General features: G+C 60.6%; 18 protein-coding genes. 5 read left to right on the forward strand and 13 right to left on the reverse strand.

Features of this window, described 5'->3' with window-relative positions; genetic code table 11:
- Positions 1–54: 54 nt before the first annotated feature.
- Together IHQ43_RS29605 and IHQ43_RS18450 are read left to right on the forward strand one after the other, a co-directional pair.
- On the forward strand, positions 55–486 hold the full coding sequence (locus IHQ43_RS29605; RefSeq protein WP_244142217.1) for a type II toxin-antitoxin system Phd/YefM family antitoxin: 432 nt from the start codon (positions 55–57) through the stop codon (positions 484–486).
- Positions 483–860, forward strand: a complete 378-nt coding sequence (locus IHQ43_RS18450; protein ID WP_192561618.1) for a type II toxin-antitoxin system VapC family toxin — start codon at positions 483–485, stop codon at positions 858–860. Before IHQ43_RS29605 ends, IHQ43_RS18450 begins: the two co-directional genes overlap by 4 nt.
- A gap of 55 nt (positions 861–915) precedes the next feature.
- Here the strand turns inward: IHQ43_RS18450 and IHQ43_RS18455 are convergent, their stop codons facing one another.
- Genes IHQ43_RS18455 through IHQ43_RS18480 form a run of 6 tightly spaced genes read right to left on the reverse strand, consistent with a single transcriptional unit; the run spans position 916 to position 6,868 of the window.
- Positions 916–2,658, reverse strand: coding sequence for an ABC transporter substrate-binding protein (locus IHQ43_RS18455; RefSeq protein WP_007951484.1), 1,743 nt, complete (start codon positions 2,656–2,658; stop codon positions 916–918).
- Between the two features lie 47 nt (positions 2,659–2,705).
- Entirely contained in the window at positions 2,706–2,978 is a 273-nt protein-coding gene (locus IHQ43_RS18460) for a DUF2160 domain-containing protein (protein ID WP_039767461.1), read from the reverse strand.
- Between the two features lie 10 nt (positions 2,979–2,988).
- On the reverse strand, positions 2,989–3,789 hold the full coding sequence (locus tag IHQ43_RS18465; RefSeq protein WP_115078485.1) for a carbohydrate ABC transporter permease: 801 nt from the start codon (positions 3,787–3,789) through the stop codon (positions 2,989–2,991).
- 9 nt (positions 3,790–3,798) lie between these two features.
- Positions 3,799–4,665: a carbohydrate ABC transporter permease gene (locus tag IHQ43_RS18470; RefSeq protein ID WP_007951487.1), complete on the reverse strand. Its 867-nt coding sequence runs from the start codon at positions 4,663–4,665 to the stop codon at positions 3,799–3,801.
- The gene (locus IHQ43_RS18475; RefSeq protein ID WP_192561619.1) at positions 4,662–5,774 is read right to left on the reverse strand and encodes an ABC transporter ATP-binding protein; all 1,113 of its coding nucleotides are present in this window, start codon (positions 5,772–5,774) and stop codon (positions 4,662–4,664) included. The genes IHQ43_RS18470 and IHQ43_RS18475 overlap by 4 nt, the downstream gene beginning before the upstream one ends.
- Complete coding sequence (locus IHQ43_RS18480; RefSeq protein WP_007951489.1) at positions 5,774–6,868, reverse strand: ABC transporter ATP-binding protein; 1,095 nt, start codon at positions 6,866–6,868, stop codon at positions 5,774–5,776. The genes IHQ43_RS18475 and IHQ43_RS18480 overlap by 1 nt, the downstream gene beginning before the upstream one ends.
- A gap of 364 nt (positions 6,869–7,232) precedes the next feature.
- On the opposite strand from IHQ43_RS18480, the gene IHQ43_RS18485 reads away from it, so the two are divergent.
- Positions 7,233–9,083 (forward strand): sigma-54-dependent Fis family transcriptional regulator, encoded by a 1,851-nt coding sequence (locus tag IHQ43_RS18485; protein WP_192561620.1) that lies wholly within the window; start codon positions 7,233–7,235, stop codon positions 9,081–9,083.
- 16 nt (positions 9,084–9,099) lie between these two features.
- Here IHQ43_RS18485 and IHQ43_RS18490 read toward each other — a convergent pair whose 3' ends face one another.
- The 3 genes from IHQ43_RS18490 to IHQ43_RS18500 all read right to left on the reverse strand — a co-directional run bounded on the left by IHQ43_RS18490 (position 9,100) and on the right by IHQ43_RS18500 (position 13,721).
- The gene (locus tag IHQ43_RS18490) at positions 9,100–10,311 is read right to left on the reverse strand and encodes an MFS transporter (protein ID WP_192561621.1); all 1,212 of its coding nucleotides are present in this window, start codon (positions 10,309–10,311) and stop codon (positions 9,100–9,102) included.
- Positions 10,312–10,617: 306 nt separating this feature from the next.
- Entirely contained in the window at positions 10,618–12,000 is a 1,383-nt protein-coding gene (gene cysS, locus IHQ43_RS18495) for a cysteine--tRNA ligase (RefSeq protein ID WP_192561622.1), read from the reverse strand.
- Positions 12,001–12,020: 20 nt separating this feature from the next.
- On the reverse strand, positions 12,021–13,721 hold the full coding sequence (locus IHQ43_RS18500) for a glutamine--tRNA ligase/YqeY domain fusion protein (protein ID WP_007951493.1): 1,701 nt from the start codon (positions 13,719–13,721) through the stop codon (positions 12,021–12,023).
- Between the two features lie 250 nt (positions 13,722–13,971).
- Between IHQ43_RS18500 and IHQ43_RS18505 the strand changes: the two genes are divergently transcribed.
- Together IHQ43_RS18505 and lpxH are read left to right on the forward strand one after the other, a co-directional pair.
- The gene (locus IHQ43_RS18505; protein WP_085690022.1) at positions 13,972–14,478 is read left to right on the forward strand and encodes a peptidylprolyl isomerase; all 507 of its coding nucleotides are present in this window, start codon (positions 13,972–13,974) and stop codon (positions 14,476–14,478) included.
- The gene (gene lpxH / locus IHQ43_RS18510; protein ID WP_192561623.1) at positions 14,475–15,227 is read left to right on the forward strand and encodes a UDP-2,3-diacylglucosamine diphosphatase; all 753 of its coding nucleotides are present in this window, start codon (positions 14,475–14,477) and stop codon (positions 15,225–15,227) included. Before IHQ43_RS18505 ends, lpxH begins: the two co-directional genes overlap by 4 nt.
- Positions 15,228–15,361: 134 nt before the next feature.
- On the opposite strand, the gene IHQ43_RS18515 is transcribed toward lpxH, so the two are convergent.
- The 4 genes from IHQ43_RS18515 to IHQ43_RS18530 form a co-directional block, all read right to left on the reverse strand.
- Positions 15,362–16,891, reverse strand: coding sequence for a DHA2 family efflux MFS transporter permease subunit (locus tag IHQ43_RS18515; protein ID WP_192561624.1), 1,530 nt, complete (start codon positions 16,889–16,891; stop codon positions 15,362–15,364).
- Positions 16,892–17,061: 170 nt separating this feature from the next.
- A complete protein-coding gene (locus tag IHQ43_RS18520; protein WP_192561625.1) occupies positions 17,062–18,264 on the reverse strand; it encodes an HlyD/EmrA/EmrK family protein in 1,203 nt (400 codons plus the stop codon).
- A 15-nt stretch (positions 18,265–18,279) separates the two neighbouring features.
- Positions 18,280–19,749, reverse strand: coding sequence for an efflux transporter outer membrane subunit (locus IHQ43_RS18525; protein WP_192561626.1), 1,470 nt, complete (start codon positions 19,747–19,749; stop codon positions 18,280–18,282).
- On the reverse strand, positions 19,739–20,221 hold the full coding sequence (locus IHQ43_RS18530; protein WP_192561627.1) for a MarR family winged helix-turn-helix transcriptional regulator: 483 nt from the start codon (positions 20,219–20,221) through the stop codon (positions 19,739–19,741). Before IHQ43_RS18530 ends, IHQ43_RS18525 begins: the two co-directional genes overlap by 11 nt.
- Positions 20,222–20,259 lie beyond the last annotated feature (38 nt).

Here is a 20,259-nt window from a genome sequence, read left to right on the forward strand (position 1 = left end):
ACAAGACGTTATCTTGGGTCACGGTTTACCAAGCGGCTGAGGCCAGAACGGACAATGAAACGTGAAATCTTTTTTGAGCTGGTGAGCAGCTTCGATTCATCGGTGGTCGAGCGACGGAGCAAAGTCATGCAGTTTCCTTATATAGCGCGACATGCAGGCTTGTCCCTCACCTGCACAGAACAAATCCGGGACTTTGCCGCCCCCCTCGATTCTGGCTATATTTGTCCAGAATATGAGGAAGACATGATGATCATCGTTCCGTTGGCCGAAGCAAAAAACAATCTATCCAGACTCGTCGATGAGGCCGCCTCGGGGCAGATCATTACAATTGCCAAACATGGGCGTGCACTCGCTCGTCTGGTTCCTGTCACCAAGGCTCAAGGTCCGCGTATAGGTGCGATGAAGGGCAAACTCGTGCTTCCCGAAAACTTCGACGCGCCACTACCGGATGACATGCTCGACGCGTTTGAGGGTGGCCAGTCATGAGGGTATTGCTCGACACCCACATTCTGCTCTGGACGCTTTCAGACGACTCCAGACTCTCCGCAAAAGCCAGAAAACTGATTGAGAACGCCACCGAAATCTACATCAGCGCTGCGACCTATTGGGAGATGGCGATCAAGGTCGGCCTCGGTAAGTTGAATGTTGATCTCGAAGAAATAAGGCAATACAGCCTCGACAGCGGCTTTGTAGAACTCCCGGTGACTTCAGAACACGCCATTGCCGTAAAGGAGCTTGAACACCACCATCGCGATCCATTCGATCGGCTTATTGTTGCAACAGCCATGGTAGAGCCGATGAAGCTGCTAACCGCCGATCCCCTGGTGGCTCAGTACACAGATCTGGCTGTTCTGGTCTGAATCCCGCACAAAGAAAAACGGCACCCGAAGGTGCCGTCCCGTCCCGCAAAAACGCTTACTTGCGTGCCGCCTCCCACGACTTGAGCAGTTCGTTGTAGCTCACGGTTTCGCCCTTCGGCTTCTCGTTGGCCAGTTTCGGTTTTGGTGCGCCCGGCTGGTCGAACCAGTATTGCGCGTCACGCTCGGGGTTCATTTTCGGTGCGCACACCGCTTGGGCCTTGGAGCGTTCCAGACGGGTCATGATCGCGTCCTGATCCTTGGCCAGACCGTCGAGGGCCTGTTGCGGGGTCTTCTCGCCGCTGGCGGCTTCGGCGATGTGGCTCCACCACAGTTGCGCCAGGCGTGGATAGTCCGGCACGTTGGTGCCGGTGGGGGTCCATTGCACGCGGGCCGGGCTGCGGTAGAACTCGACCAGACCACCGAGTTTCGGTGCCAGATCGGTCATCGCTTGCGAGTTGATGTCCGACTCGCGAATCGGCGTCAGGCCGACGATGGTTTTCTTCAGCGACACGGTTTTCGAAGTCACGAACTGCGCGTACAGCCAAGCCGCGAGTTTCTGTTTCTCAGGCGTGGATTTCATGAAGGTCCACGAGCCCACGTCCTGATACCCGAGTTTCATCCCCTCTTCCCAGTACGGCCCGCGCGGCGACGGCGCCATGCGCCATTTCGGCGTGCCGTCGGCGTTGACGACCGGCAGGCCCGGTTTGGTCATGTCGGCGGTGAAGGCGGTGTACCAGAAGATCTGCTGGGCGATGTTGCCCTGGGACGGCACCGGGCCGGATTCAGAGAAGGTCATGCCCGCCGCTTCCGGTGGCGCGTACTTCTTCAGCCAGTCGACGTATTTGGTGGTGGCGAACACCGCCGCCGGGCCGTTGGTGTCGCCGCCGCGGGTCACGCTGGAACCGACCGGGTGGCAATCCTCGACGCGAATCCCCCACTCGTCCACCGGCAAGCCGTTGGGAATGCCCTTGTCGCCGCCACCAGCCATGGAGAACCAGGCATCGGTGAAGCGCCAGCCCAGGGACGGGTCTTTCTTTCCGTAGTCCATGTGCCCGTAAATACGCTTGCCGTCGATTTCCTTGACGTCTTCGCTGAAGAACTTGGCGATGTCCTCATAGGCCGACCAGTTCACCGGCACGCCCAGTTCATAGCCGTACTTTTCCTTGAACTTGGCTTTCAGGTCAGCGCGTTCGAACCAGTCCGCGCGGAACCAGTACAGGTTGGCGAACTGCTGGTCGGGCAATTGATAGATCTTGCCGTCCGGCGCGGTGGTGAAGGAGATGCCGATGAAGTCCTTGATGTCGAGGGTCGGCGAGGTGAAGTTCTTGCCTTCGTTGGCCATCAGGTCGGTGATCGATTCGGTCTTGCCGTAGCGAAAGTGCGTACCGATCAGGTCCGAGTCGTTGACCCAGCCGTCGTAGATGTTCTTGTCCGACTGCATCACGGTCTGCATTTTTTCCACGACGTCGCCTTCCTGAAGCAGGTCGTGGGTCAGCTTGATCCCGGTGATTTCGCTGAAGGCCTTGGCCAGCACCTTGGATTCATATTCGTGGGTGGTCAGGGTTTCCGAGACGACCTTGATGTCCATCCCGCGAAACGGCTCGGCCGCCTTGATGAACCACTTCAGTTCTTCGAGCTGCTGCTCGGCCGTCAGGGTCGACGGCTTGAATTCGCTGCCGATCCATTTTTTTGCGGCATCTTCGTAGGCGTCGGCCCAGGCGGACGCGCTCAAACCGCTGAGTGCCAGCATGGCTGCCAATGAAATGCTATGTCGCAGCTTATTTTTCTTATCGAACATAGAGACCTCCTGTTAGGTTTTCGGAGCAAGATTGCCGAGCGATTCGACTAGCCCCAACGCATCACAGCCAACAGCCACACCAGGGACAACGCGGACGCTACCCAGATGCTCCAGTCGGTCACGCCGATTACCAGCAGATGCAGGTAGGCGCTGCCGAGAAGACCGATGAACAAGCGATCGCCACGGGTGGTGGCAATCGGCAGAAACCCTCGCCGCAAGATGCTCGGCGAGCGCAGTTCCCAGGTGGTCATGCCCACCAGGATCAAACCAATCACGATGAAAAACGCCGCCGTCGGGACGGTCCAGCTCATCCATTCCATCATCAGTTCCTCAGACCCGGCCCAGGGCAAAGCCCTTGGCCACGTGGTTGCGAACGAACCAGATCACCAGCATGCCGGGGAGAATAGTCAACACCCCCGCCGCCGCCAGTACACCCCAGTCAATGCCGGACGCCGACACCGTGCGCGTCATCACCGCCGCGATCGGTTTGGCGTTCACCGAGGTCAGCGTGCGCGCCAGCAGCAGTTCGACCCAGGAAAACATGAAGCAGAAAAACGCCGTCACACCGATGCCGGAGCCGATCAGCGGAATGAAGATCTTCACGAAGAACTTGGGAAAACTGTAGCCGTCGATGTAGGCGGTTTCGTCGATTTCCTTCGGCACCCCGGACATGAAACCTTCGAGGATCCACACCGCCAGCGGCACGTTGAACAGGCAGTGCGCCAGTGCCACGGCAATGTGGGTGTCGAACAGGCCGATCGACGAATACAGCTGGAAGAACGGCAGCAGGAAAACCGCCGGTGGCGCCATGCGGTTGGTCAGCAGCCAGAAGAACAGGTGCTTGTCGCCGAGAAAGCGGTAGCGCGAAAACGCGTAGGCCGCCGGCAGTGCCACGGTCAGAGAAATGATCGTGTTCAGACTGACGTAATACAGCGAGTTGATATAGCCGGTGTACCAGCTCGGGTCGGTGAAGATCACCTTGTAGTTCGCCAGCGTGAAATCCTGTGGGAAAAGGGTCAGTCCGCCGAGGATTTCGGTGTTGCTCTTGAACGACATGTTCAGCAGCCAGTAGATCGGCACCAGCAGGAACAGGATGTAGAGCAGCAGTGGAACAAGCTTTCTTTTGCTCATGGCCGGGCCTCAGCGGTTGGCATCGTTGTGGGTCATGGCGGTGTAGAACAGCCAGGACACCAGCAGGATGATCAGGAAGTACACCAGCGAGAATGCCGCCGCCGGCCCCAGGTCGAATTGGCCTACGGCCATCTGGGTCAGGGTCTGACTCAGGAAGGTCGTCGAGTTACCCGGCCCGCCGCCGGTGAGCACGAACGGCTCGGTGTAGATCATGAAGCTGTCCATGAAGCGCAGCATCACCGCGATCAGCAGCACGCTCTTCAACTTGGGCAACTGAATGTGCCGGAACACCGCCCAGGCCGAGGCCCGGTCGATGCGCGCGGCCTGGTAATACACATCTGGAATTGCCCGCAACCCGGAGAAACACAACAGCGCCACCAGCGAAGTCCAGTGCCAGACGTCCATCACCAGCACGGTGACCCAGGCGTCCATGGTGTTGGCCGCGTAGTTGTAGCTGATGCCCATGGCGTTAAGGCTCGACCCGAGCAGGCCGATGTCGGCGCGGCCGAAAATCTGCCAGATGGTGCCGACCACGTTCCATGGAATCAGCAGCGGGATCGCCAGCACGATCAACACCACCGACGACCAGCGCCCCTTGGTCGGCATGGTCAGCGCGATGGCGATGCCAAGCGGGATTTCGATCAGCAGCACACACGCCGAGTAGATGAACTGGCGCAGCAGCGAATCGTGCAGACGCGGATCGAGCAGCACCTGCTTGTACCAGTCGGCGCCGACGAAGTAGCGGCTGGACTGGTCGAAGATGTCCTGCACCGAGTAATTGACCACGGTCATCATCGGAATCACCGCACTGAAGGCCACCAGCAGGAACACCGGCAGCACCAGCCACCAGGCCTTGTTGTTCTGCACCTTGTTCATGGCTGTACCTCGCTGTCGGTTGCATCCAGCAGAAACTCGTCGGCGTAGACCATCAGCCACTGCGCCGGAAAACTGATGTAGGCCGTGCCCTGCGGCACCGGTTTGTCCTCGGCCAGACGCACTTTCAGCAGCGCGCCATCGAGATCCAGGGTCATGATCTTGTACGTGCCGAGGTCTTCGACGTGTACGACCCGCGCCTGCATCGCATCATCGAACGGTTCGTCCCACACGTGAATGAACTCGGGACGAATGCCGACCTTCAGATTTTTCCACTGACCGTGTTCGATATGGCGCTGCAAGCCGTCGGACAGCGGCAGGTGGGTCGAGTTGAAGCCGACCCCGCCCGGTTGCGGCTGCACTTCGATCAGGTTCATCCCCGGGCTGCCGATGAAGTAGCCGACAAAGGTGTGGCTCGGCCGCTCGAACAATTCCCGTGGGGTGCCGAACTGGACGATCTGGCCGCCGTACATCACCGCGATCTTGTCGGCGAAAGTTGAAGCCTCCAACTGATCGTGGGTGACGTAGACCATGGTGATGTTGAACTGCTCGTGGATCTGCTTGAGCTTGCGCCGCAGTTTCCATTTCAGGTGCGGGTCGATCACCGTCAGCGGCTCGTCGAACAGGATCGCCGACACGTCATCGCGCACCAGGCCACGGCCCATGGAGACTTTCTGTTTTTCGTCGGCGGTAAGGTTGCGCGCCTTTTTACTCAGCAGGTTTTGCAGGTCGAGGACTTCGGCGATTTCCTGCACCTTGCTGTGTACTTTCGCCTCGGCCAGGCCCTGATTTCTCAAGGGAAAGGCCAGGTTGTCGAACACGGTCATGGTGTCGTAGACCACCGGGAACTGGAACACCTGAGCGATGTTGCGCTTCTCCGGGGTCAGGTCGTTGACCGCTTTGCCATCGAACAGCACATGGCCCTGGGACGGGCTGAGCAAACCGGAAATGATGTTGAGCAACGTCGATTTGCCGCAACCCGAAGGGCCGAGCAAGGCATAGGCGCCGCCCTGCTCCCAGATGTGGTCCATCTCGCGGATCGCGTAATCCTCGGGCCCGCTCGGGGTTTTGCTGTAGCTGTGGGCGAGGTGCTGCAAACGGATTTCGGCCATCAGGCAACCCTCGCGACTCGCCGGCCCGGTGCCTGCACCAGGCGGCCCTGCGCATCGAACACAAACAGTTTATGAGTCGGGATATAGATGCGGATCGGCGCATCGACGTCGTATTCGTGAACCCCCGGCAAATGCAGCACCAGCAGAAAATGCTCGTTGCGCACGTGCAGGAAGGTTTCGGAACCGCTGATTTCCGCCACCTCGACGGTCACCGCCAGTTCCAGGTCGTCGTCGTTGCTCGGCACCAGCGAGATGTGGCTCGGACGCACGCCAAAGCGGAACTCGCCCTCGCCCACCGGCCGCAAGTCGACGTTCAACGGGAAGTGCACGAAGTTGGCGAAACTCACTTCGTTACCGGCGATACGCCCCGGCATCAGGTTGATCGGCGGCTCGGAAAACAATTCAGCCGCCAGCACCGTTTGTGGCTGGTGATAGACCTCGGTCGACGGGCCGCTCTGGATCACCCGGCCCTCGTGCAGAATGGTGGTGGTGCCGCCCAGCGCCAGCGCTTCGTTGGGTTCGGTGGTGGCATAGATGGCGATGGTGTGGCGGGCCTTGAACAGCTCGCGCATTTCCTGGCGCAGTTCTTCGCGCAGTTTGTAATCGAGGTTGACCAGCGGCTCGTCGAACAGAATCAGTTCGGCATCCTTGACCAGCGCCCGGGCCATGGCCGTGCGTTGTTGCTGACCGCCGGAGAGTTCCAGCGGATAGCGCTTGAGAAACTTCTCGATGCGCAGCATCTTCGCGGTTTCCTGCACCTTGCTCTGGATCTGCTCATTGGAGATCCCGGCCTGGCGCAACGGCGACGCGATGTTCTCGAACACCGTCATGGTCGGGTAATTGATGAACTGCTGATAGACCATCGACACGTTGCGCAGACGCACCGGGCGCTGGGTGACATCGACGCCGTTCATCAGGATGCGGCCGCTGTCGGGCTTGTCCAGACCGGCCATCAGGCGCATCAGACTGGTCTTGCCGGACAGCGTGCGCCCGAGCAAAACGTTGAAGGATCCAGGTTCGAATTTCAGGCTCGCATCGTCGATCCAGGTCTGGCCCTCGACGGTACGGCTGACGTGCTCCAGGGTGAGTGACATGGCTCGGCCTTTTTATTATTGGAGTCAAGCGACCTGTCCTGTAGAGCGACATTCGTGCCAGAAACGGCAAGCTGTTGATTTACCGCAAAATTCGCTGGAGGCCACGCAAATCGGGGTTCGTAGCTGAACACAAGTGAACAGTCGCGACTGAACAATTGAACAGTCGGTCGATTGACAATGAACAATAGTGAACAACACTCTATGGATGCTTTTTTGGCACGGATCCTGTGAGAGCGAGCTTGCTCGCGATAGCGGTATGTCATTCACCGTTGATGTAACTGACACATCGCTATCGCGAGCAAGCACGCTCCCACAGAGATCTCAATAACAATAATAAAAACGCTGTATTCAGAGGCTGACTGCCATGGCCGCACCTGCCCCGCCGCTTTCCCATGACGCCATCGTCCAGGACTCCTGGTCCCGTTGCCGCGCCTTCGGTCTCAATCATCAAAGCGCCCCGGCCTTCGATCAGTTGCCCGCTGCCGGCATCGCGCAGTTGCTCGACCGTCATCATTCGCTGGTGCAGACCACCCACCAGGAAGTGCTGCCGTATTACGAGAACATCCTGAGCAACTCCAACTGCCTGATCATGCTGGCCGACAATCAGGGCCAGGTGCTGACGTCCTGGGGCACCCAGCGTTTCATCGAGCCGAATCTGGCGCGCGGTTTTCAGGCCGGCGCCAGTTGGGTCGAGCGCGCCAGCGGCACCAACGCCATCGGCACGGCGCTGGCCTGCGAGCAAGCAGTGCACATTGAACATGATGAACACTTTCTCAAGGCCAACCGTTTCATGACCGGTTCCGCCGCACCGATTTTCGATGCAGAGCGCAAGGTCATCGCCGTGCTCGATGTGTCCAGCGACAGCTACCTGCCGCCCTCGCACACCCTCGGCATGGTCAAGATGATGAGCCAGACCGTGGAGAATCGGTTGATCCTCAACCTGTTCCACGGCCAGCACTTTCAACTGACCTTCAACACCGGGTTGAACAACCTCGACAGCCAGTGGGCCGGGCTGCTGATCTTTGATGAGAGCGGTCAGGTGCTGTCGGCCAACCGTCGGGCCGACAATCTGTTGGGCGTGCGGTTGTCGCGGGTCAGCGTTGAAAGTCTGTTCAAGGTGTCGTTGCTGGAGTTGATCAATCAGCCGGACGGTTTGCCGTTCGCCTTGCAGACCTCCGGGCGCAATCGTTTCCAGTGTTTGTTGAAACGCCCTAAACAGGCGCCGATTCAGGCGCGGGTCTTTGCTGAAACCAGAGCCACTGAACCAAAAATCGCCGTACCGACGGCCATCAGCCTGAGCACATTGCACTTCGGCGACAGCCGCGTGGAAAAAGCCGTGCGCCAGGCCGAGCGGCTGCTGGAGAAGGACATTCCGCTGCTGATTCACGGGGAAACCGGGGTCGGCAAAGAGGTCTTCGTCAAGGCCCTGCATCAGGCCAGCTCCCGCAGCAAACAGGCGTTCATCGCTGTCAACTGCGCGGCGATCCCCGCCGAACTGGTGGAGTCCGAGCTGTTCGGCTACGAGAAAGGCGCGTTCACCGGCGCCAACCAGAAAGGCAGCATCGGGCTGATCCGCAAGGCCGACAAAGGCACGCTGTTCCTCGATGAAATCGGCGACATGCCGCTACCGACTCAGGCCCGCCTGTTGCGGGTGTTGCAGGAGCGCTGCGTGCAACCGGTGGGCAGCAGCGAGCTGTTTCCGGTGGATCTGCGGATCATCTCCGCCACCAACCGTTCGCTCCGGGAACAGGTGCAACTGGGGCGCTTCCGTGAGGACTTGTACTACCGCATCGGCGGCTTGACCCTCGAATTGCCACCGCTTCGCGAGCGCAGCGACAAGCAGGCGCTGTTCAAACGCCTGTGGGAACAACATCGCGAGCCATCGCAGTGGGCGGGATTGAGTCGCGAGGTGCTGGACTTGTTTGAACGGCATCCGTGGCCGGGCAATCTGCGTCAGGTCAGCAGCGTGATGCAGGTGGCACTGGCGATGGCCGAGGAACAACCGATTCGACCCGAACATTTGCCGGACGACTTTTTTGTCGATCTGGAGATGGAGCCAGTGGAAGTGGCCGAACCGTTGGGCATCGACCTGAACGACGCCGAGGCGTTGAACCGGGAGCTACAACTGGCCGGGGGCAATATTTCCCATCTGGCGCGACGGTTGGGGGTGAGCCGCAATACGCTGTACAAGCGATTGCGGCAGCTTGAGAACTGAGCGCCGCCATAGAGGGTCAGGCCGAAATTGCTGGCTCAACAGGTGCAGCCGATGCGGCCGCCAACGTACGCAGGCCCATCAGCACCACAACCATCATCATCAAACCTGCGGCTATCGCAACGCCGAACCCTGCCCGCGCGCCGCAAGCATCAATCACCAGCCCCGCCAGCATGCCGCCGAGCGCCACGCCGATGCTGATCCCGGTGGTCATCCACGTCAGCCCTTCGGTCATCCTCGCCGCCGGGATGATGATCGTCCCCAGCTTCATGACCACAACCATGGTCGGCGCAAACGAGATACCAGCAATAAACAACATCGCGGACAGGGCATAAACGTCCGGTGAGAACACCGGCAACACGCCGGTAACTGCCGTGACCAATATCCCGATGAAGAACTGTTTTTCAATCGCCAGCGAAACCCGCAACGCGCCGAAGGTCAGGCCCGCCACCAGCGAGCCGAACGCATAGGCGGCGAGGATAAAGGTGGCAGACGCTGGCCAGCCTTGCGCATTGGCGAAGGCCACAACCGCGACATCAATCGACCCGCCAATGGCCCCCATCGCCAGTAGCGCCAGGACAATGGTGCGAACGCCGGGAATCAGCAGGGTCGATCCGCTGTTTTTCCGGTTGCCCGCCACCACTTTCGGTTCGGTCTGACGTTGCATGAGAAACGCCGTCACGCCGACGGCCAGCAGCCCCACCGCCACCAGCGGCCCGGCTTCCGCGAAAAAACTCACGCTCAAACCGATCGCCAGTGGCGGGCCGATGATGTAAGCCAGTTCGGTGAGGACCGTGTCGAGCGAGAACGCGGTGTGCAGCTGCGGCTTGCCACGAAACAGCTGCGTCCAGCGTGCGCGGATCATGGACGGCATGCTCGGCATCGTCCCCGCCAGTGCCGCCAGCACAAAAAACAAAGCGGCGGGCGCTCTCAGGTGTACGGCAACAATCAGCGCCAGCAGCATGACGATGCTGAACACCGTGACGACCGGCAGCACGCGGCTCTGGCCATGCTGATCAACCTGCTTCGAGATGCGCGGGCCGAGCAGCGCGTTGGCCAGGGTAAACGTGCCGGCGACTGCGCCGGCCAGCCAGTAAACGCCGGTCTGCTGCACCAGCATGGTGATGATGCCGATGCCGATCATTGCCTGCGGCAGTCGGGCGATAGAGCTCGCGAGGATCAGCCCGGTGGCGCCGGGTGTCGATACCAGCTCGCGATAGTGATTAGCCATGATTCCTCCCTTCCGGATTCGCTGCTGATGAGCATCCTGCCGCGTGCGCTATCAAGACCTATGCGAATGCCAAAAGCAATCACGGGCTTTCATTTTGACAACCGAAGCGGGCATTGCTGGATCGTTCCCACGCTCTGCGTGGGAATGCAGCCCGGGACGCTCCGCGTCCCATGCCGAAGCGGACGCGGAGCGTCCATTGAGGCATTCCCACGCGGACGGTTCGACGTGGGAACGATCAACCCGGAGTAAGCAGCAGAAAAACAAAAACCCGCACAAGGCGGGTTTTGTTTGTAACAGGCGCAGCGATCAGTCAGCCAGACGCCAGGTCGTGCCGCCCTTGCCGTCTTCCAGCACCACGCCCATGGCGGTGAGCAGGTCGCGGATGCGGTCGGATTCGGCCCAGTCCTTGCCGGCACGTGCCGCCAGACGCGCAGCGATCAGCGTTTCGACTTCCGCTGCATCGACACGCCCTTCGGCGCCGGCCTGCAGGAAGTCATCGGCTTCGAGCTGCAACACACCCAGCACGCTGGCCAGTTCTTTCAGGCGCGCTGCCAGACCGGCCGCAGCATCGAGATCGCTCTCGCGCAGGCGGTTGATCTCACGCACCATCTCGAACAGCACCGCGCAGGCTTCCGGCGTGCCGAAGTCGTCGTTCATCACCGTGGTGAAACGCTCGACGAACGCTTCGCCGCCCGCCGGTGCGACGTTCGGCAGGCCTTTCAACGCGTGGTAGAAACGCTCCAGTGCGCCCTTGGCGTCCTTGAGGTTGTCTTCCGAGTAGTTGATCGCGCTGCGGTAGTGGCTCGACACCAGCAGGTAACGCACGACTTCCGGGTGGTACTTGTCGAGCACGTCGCGAATGGTGAAGAAGTTGTTCAAGGACTTGGACATCTTCTCGCCATTGATACGGATCATGCCGCAATGCATCCACGCGTTGGCGTAGGTCTTGCCGGTGGCCGCTTCGCTCTGGGCGATTTCGTTTTCGTGGTGCGGGAACTCCAGGTCGCTGCCGCCGCCATGAATGTCGAACGTCTCACCCAGGCAGCAGGTGGACATCACCGAGCACTCGATGTGCCAGCCCGGACGCCCGGCGCCCCACGGCGATTCCCAGCTCGGCTCGCCCGGCTTGACGCCTTTCCAGAGCACGAAGTCCAGCGGATCTTCCTTGGCTTCGTCGACCTCGATCCGCGCACCGATGCGCAGGTCTTCGATCTTCTTGCGCGACAGCTTGCCGTAACCCATGAACTTGCCGACGCGGTAGTACACGTCGCCATTGCCCGGGGCGTAGGCGTAACCCTTGTCGATCAGGGTCTGGATCATCGCGTGCATGCCAGGGATGTGATCCGTGGCGCGCGGCTCCATGTCCGGCTTCTTGATGTTCAGGCGCGCTTCGTCTTCGTGCATCGCGGCGATCATGCGCTCGGTCAACGCTTCGAACGACTCGCCGTTCTCGTTGGCCCGGTTGATGATCTTGTCGTCGATGTCGGTGATGTTGCGCACGTAGGTCAGGTCATATCCGCTGAACCGCAACCAGCGGGTCACCAGGTCGAACGCGACCATGCTGCGACCATGGCCCAGGTGGCAGTAGTCATACACGGTCATCCCGCAGACGTACATGCGCACCTTGTTGCCATCCAGCGGCTTGAAGACTTCTTTGCTCTTGGTGAGCGTGTTGTAGATCGTAAGCACGGTGTTTCCTTAAGACTTGATCACTGGCCCCACGAATCGCGCAGGGTCACGGTACGGTTGAATACCGGCTGACCTGGTTTCGAGTCCTTGATATCCGCGACGAAGTAACCTTCGCGCTCGAACTGGAAACGGTCTTCCGGCTGTGCATTGCCCAGCGAAGGCTCGGCACGACAACCGGTCAGCACTTGCAGTGAGTCAGGGTTGATATTGTCCAGGAAACTCGCGCTGTCTTCGGCCTTCTCCGGGTTCGGAGAACGGAACAGGCGATCGTACAGGCGAACTTCGCACTCGATGCTGGCAGCGGCCGGCACCCAGTGGATCACGCCTTTGACCTTGCGGCCTTCAGGGTTCTTGCCCAAGGTGTCCGGATCGTACGAGCAACGCAGCTCGACGATGTTGCCGTCGGCGTCCTTGATCGCTTCGTCGGCACGGATCACGTAGCTGCCGCGCAGGCGCACTTCGCCGTTCGGCTCCAGGCGCTTGTAGCCTTTTGGCGGCTCTTCCATGAAGTCATCGCGGTCGATGTAGATTTCACGGGCGAACGGCAGCTGGCGCACGCCGAGTTCTTCTTTTTGCGGATGACGCGGCAGTTCGAGGTTGTCGACCTGGTCTTCCGGATAATTGGTGATCACGACTTTCAACGGACGCAGCACGCACATGGCGCGCGGGGCGTTCGCGTCCAGATCCTGACGGATGCTGAACTCGAGCATGCCGAAGTCGACCACACCGTCGGAACGGTTGGTGCCGATCATGTCGCAGAAGTTGCGGATCGACGCCGGGGTGTAGCCACGGCGGCGGAAGCCCGACAGCGTCGACATGCGCGGATCGTCCCAGCCGTTGACGTGTTTCTCGTCAACCAGTTGCTTGAGCTTGCGCTTGCTGGTGATGGTGTAGTTGAGGTTCAGGCGGCTGAACTCGTACTGACGCGGGTGCGCCGGCACTGGCAGTGCGTCGAGGAACCACTCGTACAGCGGACGATGGCTTTCGAACTCCAGGGTGCAGATCGAGTGGGTGATGCCTTCGATGGCGTCCGACTGACCGTGGGTGAAGTCGTAGTTCGGGTAGATGCACCACTTGTCACCGGTCTGGTGGTGATGGGCGTGGCGGATGCGGTACATGATCGGGTCGCGCAGGTTCATGTTCGGCGAGGCCATGTCGATCTTGGCGCGCAGTACGCGGGCACCGTCCGGGAACTCGCCGGCGCGCATGCGGGCGAACCAGTCCAGGTTCTCTTCCACCGAACGGTCGCGGAACGGGCTGTTCTTGCCAGGCTCGGTCAGGCTGCCGCGGTATTCCTTGGCTTGCTCAGGCGTCAGGTCGTCGACGTAGGCCTTGCCGGCCTTGATCAGCTCGACGGCCCAGTCGTGCAACTGGTCGAAGTATTGCGAGGCGTAGCGCACTTCGCCGGACCATTCGAAACCCAGCCATTTGACGTCGCTTTCGATCGCGTCGATGTATTCCTGGTCTTCCTTGGCCGGGTTGGTGTCGTCGAAACGCAGGTGGGTAACGCCGCCGAACTCCTGGGCCAGGCCGAAGTTCACACAGATCGACTTGGCGTGGCCGATGTGCAGGTAGCCGTTGGGCTCAGGCGGGAAACGGGTGACGATCTGCGTGTGCTTACCCGAGTCCAGGTCCGCCTGGATGATCGGGCGCAGGAAATTGACCGGCGTAACGGGGCCGGTCTTGGAATTCGAGGTAGGGTCGACAGTGGGCTTGCTCATAGGATCCTTGAACGTACAGTGCGCGGCCGGGACACGGGCCTGACAAAACAAAGCCGCTATCATAGCCGATGCTGTCAAGCCCCTGACAGAGCAGGGCTTAAAAGGAATGCATTTAATCGCCGGGTTTTGAAAAACAGCCTCGAAATTCGCGCCTGTCACGCTAAACTGCGCACCTTGGCCCTCACGGGCTGAACCGGTACGGGGCCGAAATGTCCCAATACCCACGAATTCCTTATAAAGAGTAGCGATCATGACTCAAGTTAAATTGACCACCAACTTCGGTGACATCGTCCTGCAACTGGACGCTGAAAAGGCGCCGGTCACCACCGCCAACTTCATCGAATACGTTAAAAAGGGTCACTACGAGAACGTCGTGTTCCACCGCGTCATCAAAGGTTTCATGATCCAGGGCGGCGGTTTCGAGCCAGGCATGAAAGAAAAGAAAGACAAGAGCCCGAGCATCCAGAACGAAGCCGACAACGGTCTGAAGAACGACAAGTACACCATCGCCATGGCCCGTACCATGGACCCGCATTCGGCATCGGCGCAGTTCTTCATCAACGCCTCCGACAACAGCTTCCTCAACCATACCGCCAAGACCGCTCAGGGCTGGGGTTATGCCGTGTTCGGTAAAGTGGTTGCGGGCACCGACGTTGTCGACAAGATCGAAGGCGTTTCCACCACGTCCAAGGCAGGCCACCAGGACGTACCAGCAGACGACGTGATCATCGAGAAAGCCGAGATCATCGAAGCGTGATATTGCTGATTTCAGACTTGCATCTGGAAGAGGAGCGCCCGGACATTACCCGGGCGTTTCTGGATTTGCTCGCCGGACGCGCCCGCTCGGCGAGTGCGTTGTACATTCTGGGCGACTTTTTCGAGGCGTGGATTGGCGACGACGCCATGACCCCCTTCCAGCGTTCCATCTGCCAGGCCCTGCGCGAACTCAGCGACAGCGGCACGGCCATTTTTCTGATGCACGGCAATCGCGACTTCATGCTCGGCAAGGCCTTCTGCAAAGAGGCCGGCTGTACGCTGTTGAAGGACCCGAGTGTCGTGCAGTTTTACGGCGAACCGGTATTGCTGATGCACGGCGACAGCCTGTGTACCCGCGACGAAGCCTATATGAAGCTGCGCCGCTATCTGCGCAATCCGCTGAGCCTGTTCATCCTGCACAACCTGCCCTTGCGCACCCGCCACAAGCTGGCGCGCAAGCTGCGCAGCGAAAGCCGGGCGCAGACGCGGATGAAGGCCAATGACATCGTCGATGTCACGCCGGAGGAAATTCCGCGGATCATGCAGGAATACGGGGTGAAAACCCTGGTTCACGGGCACACCCATCGCCCGGCCATCCACAAGTTGCAGATCGGCGATCAGGCGGCGAAGCGGATTGTGCTGGGGGATTGGGATCGTCAGGGCTGGGCGTTGCAGGTGGATGAGACCGGGTTTGCGTTGGCGCCGTTTGACTTCGCACCGCCGCCTTCACTGCCCGCCCCAACCGTCTAAAGCCGTATAAAAAACTGTGGGAGCGAGCTTGCTCGCGAAGGCGTCGTGTCAGTCAACATAAATGTTGGATGTCAGTCAGCATTCGTCGGAACGCCGCCCGGAGCAAGCTCGCTCCCACCGGTACTGTGTCGCCCTTAGTGACCGCTGGCCGCCGGGCCTGCCTTGGCAGCAAACGGCGGTTTAGCCAGCCACACAATCAGAATCAACCCCATAAACCCCCACCCCAACAGCGTGAAGTAATCCACGGTGGAAAGCATGTACGCCTGACTGGTCAGCACATGATCCAGCTGCGCATACGCCGGATTGCTCGCCCCGCCCAACTGATTCAGCGCCTCACGGGTCGCCGGCTCATAAGTGCTGATGCTTTCGCTCATGTAGGCATGATGCTGATCCGCCCGGCGAATCCAGATCCACGTAGTCAACGACGCCGCAAAGCTGCCGCCCAGTGTCCGCAGGAACGTCGCCAGACCGGCGCCATCGGCAATCTGACTTGGCGGTAGATCCGACATCAGAATGCTCAGGGTCGGCATAAAGAACAGCGCCACACCAATCCCCATGAACAACTGCACCAGCGCGATGTGCTGGAAGTCCACCTCGTTGGTGAACTCGGCGCGCATGAAGCAGCTCAGGCCGATTGCCAGGAACGCCAGTCCGGCCAGCAGGCGCAGGTCGAACTTGTGCGCGTACTTGCCGACAAACGGTGACAGCAACACCGGCAGAATGCCGATCGGCGCCACCGCCAGCCCGGCCCAGGTCGCGGTGTAGCCCATCTGGGTCTGCAACCACTGCGGCAGGATCAGGTTGATGCCGAAGAATCCGGCGTAACCCAACACCAGCACCAGCGTGCCGATGCGGAAGTTGCGGTGGGCGAACAGCCGCAGGTTGACCACCGGATGCTGGTCGGTCATTTCCCAGATCACGAACACCGCCAGCGCGATCACCGAAATTGCCGCGCCGATAATGATGAAGTTCGACTCGAACCAGTCCAGGTCATTGCCCTTGTCGAGGATCACCTGCAACGCGCCCACGCCGATGATCAGCGTGATCAGCCCGACGTAATCCATCGGCTGATGGCTGGTGACCACCGGGCGCTTGGCCAGTTGCTGGCGCACCACCATCACCGCGAAAATCCCGATCGGCACGTTGATGAAGAAGATCCACGGCCAGCTGTAACTGTCGGTAATCCAGCCGCCGAGGATCGGCCCGGCAATCGGCGCCACCACCGTGACCATCGCCAGCAACGCCAGGGCCATGCCCCGCCTCGCTGGCGGATAGACCGCAATCAGCAGCGTCTGGGTCATCGGGTACAACGGCCCGGCCACCAGACCTTGCAGCACGCGGAAGCCGATCAGCTCCGGCATCGACGTGGAAATACCGCAGAGGAACGAAGCCAGTACAAACAGGATGGTCGCCCACAGAAACAGCTTCACCTCACCGAAGCGACGGCTCAGCCAGCCAGTGAGCGGCAGCGCAATGGCGTTGCTCACGGCAAACGAGGTGATGACCCAGGTGCCCTGCTCCGAACTCACGCCGAGGTTGCCGGAAATGGTCGGCAGCGCCACGTTGGCGATGGTGGTGTCGAGCACCTGCATGAAGGTCGCCAGCGACAGGCCGATGGTGCTGAGCAACAGGCTGGGCGGCGTGAAAGAGGCGTTATTGCTCATCGCGAATCCTTTGGAGCTGAATTTTTTGGAGCGGGGCAGGCGCCGCGCTTGTTACAGACGCAGTCACCTTTGTGGGAGCGAGCTTGCTCGCGATGGCGGTCTGTCAGATAAATTAATACTGAATGACACACCGCCTTCGCGAGCAAGCTCGCTCCCACAGGGGGAAGGAATCAGCGTTGCGCGGTCTTGCTGACCGCCGCGCTGTTGTCGTGGATCAACTGGGTGATCATCGCGTCGGCTTCGGCCAATTGACGGTCGTAGACGTTGGTGCTGAACGAGGCCTTTTGCGGTGGCTGCTGGGCCAGTACCGGGCCACTCTGGTCGTGCAGGTTGACCTCGACATTGGTCGACAGACCGACGCGCAGCGGATGTTTGGCCAGCTCTTCGGCGTTGACGTGAATCCGTACCGGCACACGCTGCACGATCTTGATCCAGTTACCGGTGGCGTTCTGCGCCGGCAACAGGGCGAACGCGCTGCCGGTACCTGCGCCGAGGCTGTCGATGGTGCCGCTGAACTTCACGTCGCTGCCGTAGATGTCCGACTCGATCTCCACCGGTTGGCCGATGCGCATGTCACGCAGCTGGGTTTCCTTGAAGTTGGCGTCGATCCACAACTGATCCAGCGGAATCACCGCCATCAGCGCGGTGCCCGGCTGCACACGCTGGCCGAGTTGCACGGTGCGCTTGGCGACATAACCGGTGACCGGTGCGATCAAGGTGCTGCGAGCATTGGTCAGGTAGGCCTGACGCAGCTGCGCGGCGGCAGCCATCACGTCCGGGTGCGACGACACCACGGTGTCATCGACCAGCGCGCTGGTGGTTTTCAGTTGCTGTTTGGCGTTGGCCAGGGCGTTTTGCGCCGAGGTCAGGTCATCGCGGGCGTGGGACAGTTCTTCCTGGGAAATCGCCCCGCCAGCGGCGAGATTTTTCCGGCGGTTGAAGTTGTCCTGGGCTTTCTGCACTTCGGCCTGTTGCGCATTGACCTGGGCCTTCATGCCGTCGACGTTGCTGTACAAGCCGCGAACCTGGCGCACGGTGCGGGCCAGATTGGCCTTGGCACTTTGCAGGCCGACTTCGGCGTCGTTCGGGTCGAAGTTGATCAGCACCTGGCCTTCATGCACCAGATCGCCGTCGTCGGCGCCGATGCTGACCACGGTGCCGGTCACCAGCGGGGTGATTTCCACCACGTTGCCGTTGACGTAGGCGTCGTCGGTGCTTTCGCTCCAGCGCCCGATGAATTCGTGATACGCCCAGACACCGGCACCGGCGAGGGCAACCATAACGGCCAGCACCAGCAGCATCACCTTGCGTTTGCGCGGATTGCCAGTGTCCTGGGCGTTGTCTTGAGCTTGTGTGTTTTCGGCAGTGGCCATGACAAGTACCTTGAATTAGTTGTGCGGCGTGGCTGGGGTGGCGTTGGCTGCGGTCAGGGTTTGCCCCTGGAAGCCGCCGCCCAGCGCTTGCATCAGTTGAATCGACAGGTCGATCTGCTCGGCATTCAGGTTCGCCAGCTGACGCTGGGCCTGCAGCAATTGCTGCTCGATGCTGAGCACGTCCAGGTAGTTGCCGATGCCGGAACCGTAACGCTGGACGACGGTGTTGTAAGAATCCTGGGCAATCTCGGTCGCATGCTGCTGGGCGCCGATCTGCCGGCCGATGTCACGCAACTGGTTGATCGTGTCGCTGACATCGCCCAGGGCTTTCACCAGGCTTTTGTTGTATTGCGCCACGGCGAGGTCGTAATCGGCGTCGCGGGCATCGAGGTTGGCGCGCAGGCGTCCGCCATCGAAGATCGGCACCGAAATCGTCGGGGCAATGTTGAAGAAGCGACTGGCGGAACCGAACATCGCGTCCCCCAACAAGGATTCGGCACCGGCGGAAGCCGACAGGTTCAAGTTGGGATAGAAGCGGGTCTTGGCCGAGTCGATGTCCTTGCTCGCCGCCTCGACACGCCAGCGCGCGGCGACCAGATCCGGGCGACGGCCCAGCAGTTCGGCGGGCAGAACAGACGGCAGCGCGACAGCACTGGCTTGCAGGACTTTCGGTCGAGCGATTTCGTTGCCGCGATCCGGGCCTTTGCCGAGCAACACGGCCAGGGCGATTTTCGCGCTGTTCAGGCGCTTTTCAGCGTCGATCAGGCTGGCTTCGGAGCTGGCTTCCAGACTTTGGGTCTGCTGGAACTGGTACTGGCTGTCGATCCCGGAGCTCAAGCGGCGCTGGCTAAGGTCCAGCATCTGTTTGGTGCGTTTGAGGTCTTCGTTGGCCAGGTCATAGACGATGTGCGCCTGACCCAGATCGCTGTAGGCCCGGGCCACGTCGGCGGCGAGGGTCAGTTGCGCGGCCTGACGGTCGACTTCGGCGGCGCGGGCCTGACCGAGTGCGGCTTCCCAGGCGTCACGCTGGCCGCCCCACAGGTCGAAGTTGTAATTGAAACCGGCGCTGATGTTGCGCACGGTGGCGTAGGCATCGCCCTGCCCTCGCGGGTCCTGATCCTTGGCCAGACGCGAACGGCTGATGCCGGCGCTGGCGTCGAGGGTCGGATAGCGCTCGGCATCGGCGGCGTACGCGGCGGCGTTGGCCTGATGGGCACGGGCGTCGGCGATCTGCATGTCCGGGCTGTCTTTCAGGGCTTCGCGGATCAGCCCGTCGAGCTGCGGATCGCCGAGGCTGGTCCACCAGTCGCGACTCGGCCACGCGGCCTGGGACAGGGTCACGCCGTTGAGCGATTGCCCGGTCTTGAGGGTTTTCGCGTCGAGGCTGGCGCCCTGGGTATCGAGGCCACTGTAGTTGGCGCAACCGGCGAGGATCATCGCCGACAGCACCAGTGTCAGGCTGCTGCGCAAGGTTTTACCGCTCATTTTGTTCACCTAACCGCTGGAGGGTGATCGGGTCACCGGCTGCCAGCAAAATTTTCTTGAGGATGTATTCCAGGGTTTTCAACTCGTCCGGGGTCACGGCGCCCGCCAGTTCATTCATGGCGTCGGCGCCGATGTGCGGCAGGCGATCGGCCAGTTGCTGGCCCTGTTCGGTGAGTTTGAGTTGCACCTGACGGCGATCGCCTTCGCTGCGTTGGCGAACCAGGAAACCTTTCTGCTCCAGACGGTCGAGCATGCGGGTCATCGAACCGCTGTCCAGCGACAGATGCCGGCACAGCTCGGCCGGGGTGTCGACGCCGTACTGGGCCATGATGATCAACACCTTGAACTGCGCGGCGGTGATGCCGTGGGGTTCCATGTGGGTGTCGATGATCTTGTCCTTGAGCAGCGCGGCACGGCCGAGCAACAGGCCGAGATGGCAATGCTTGAATTCGTCGGGGGTGAAATGCTTCATGTGCTCACCTAATAACTGCCTAGGCAGTGAATGTATGT

The sequence above is a fragment of the Pseudomonas gozinkensis genome (assembly GCF_014863585.1).
Classification (GTDB): Bacteria; Pseudomonadota; Gammaproteobacteria; order Pseudomonadales; family Pseudomonadaceae; genus Aquipseudomonas; species Aquipseudomonas gozinkensis.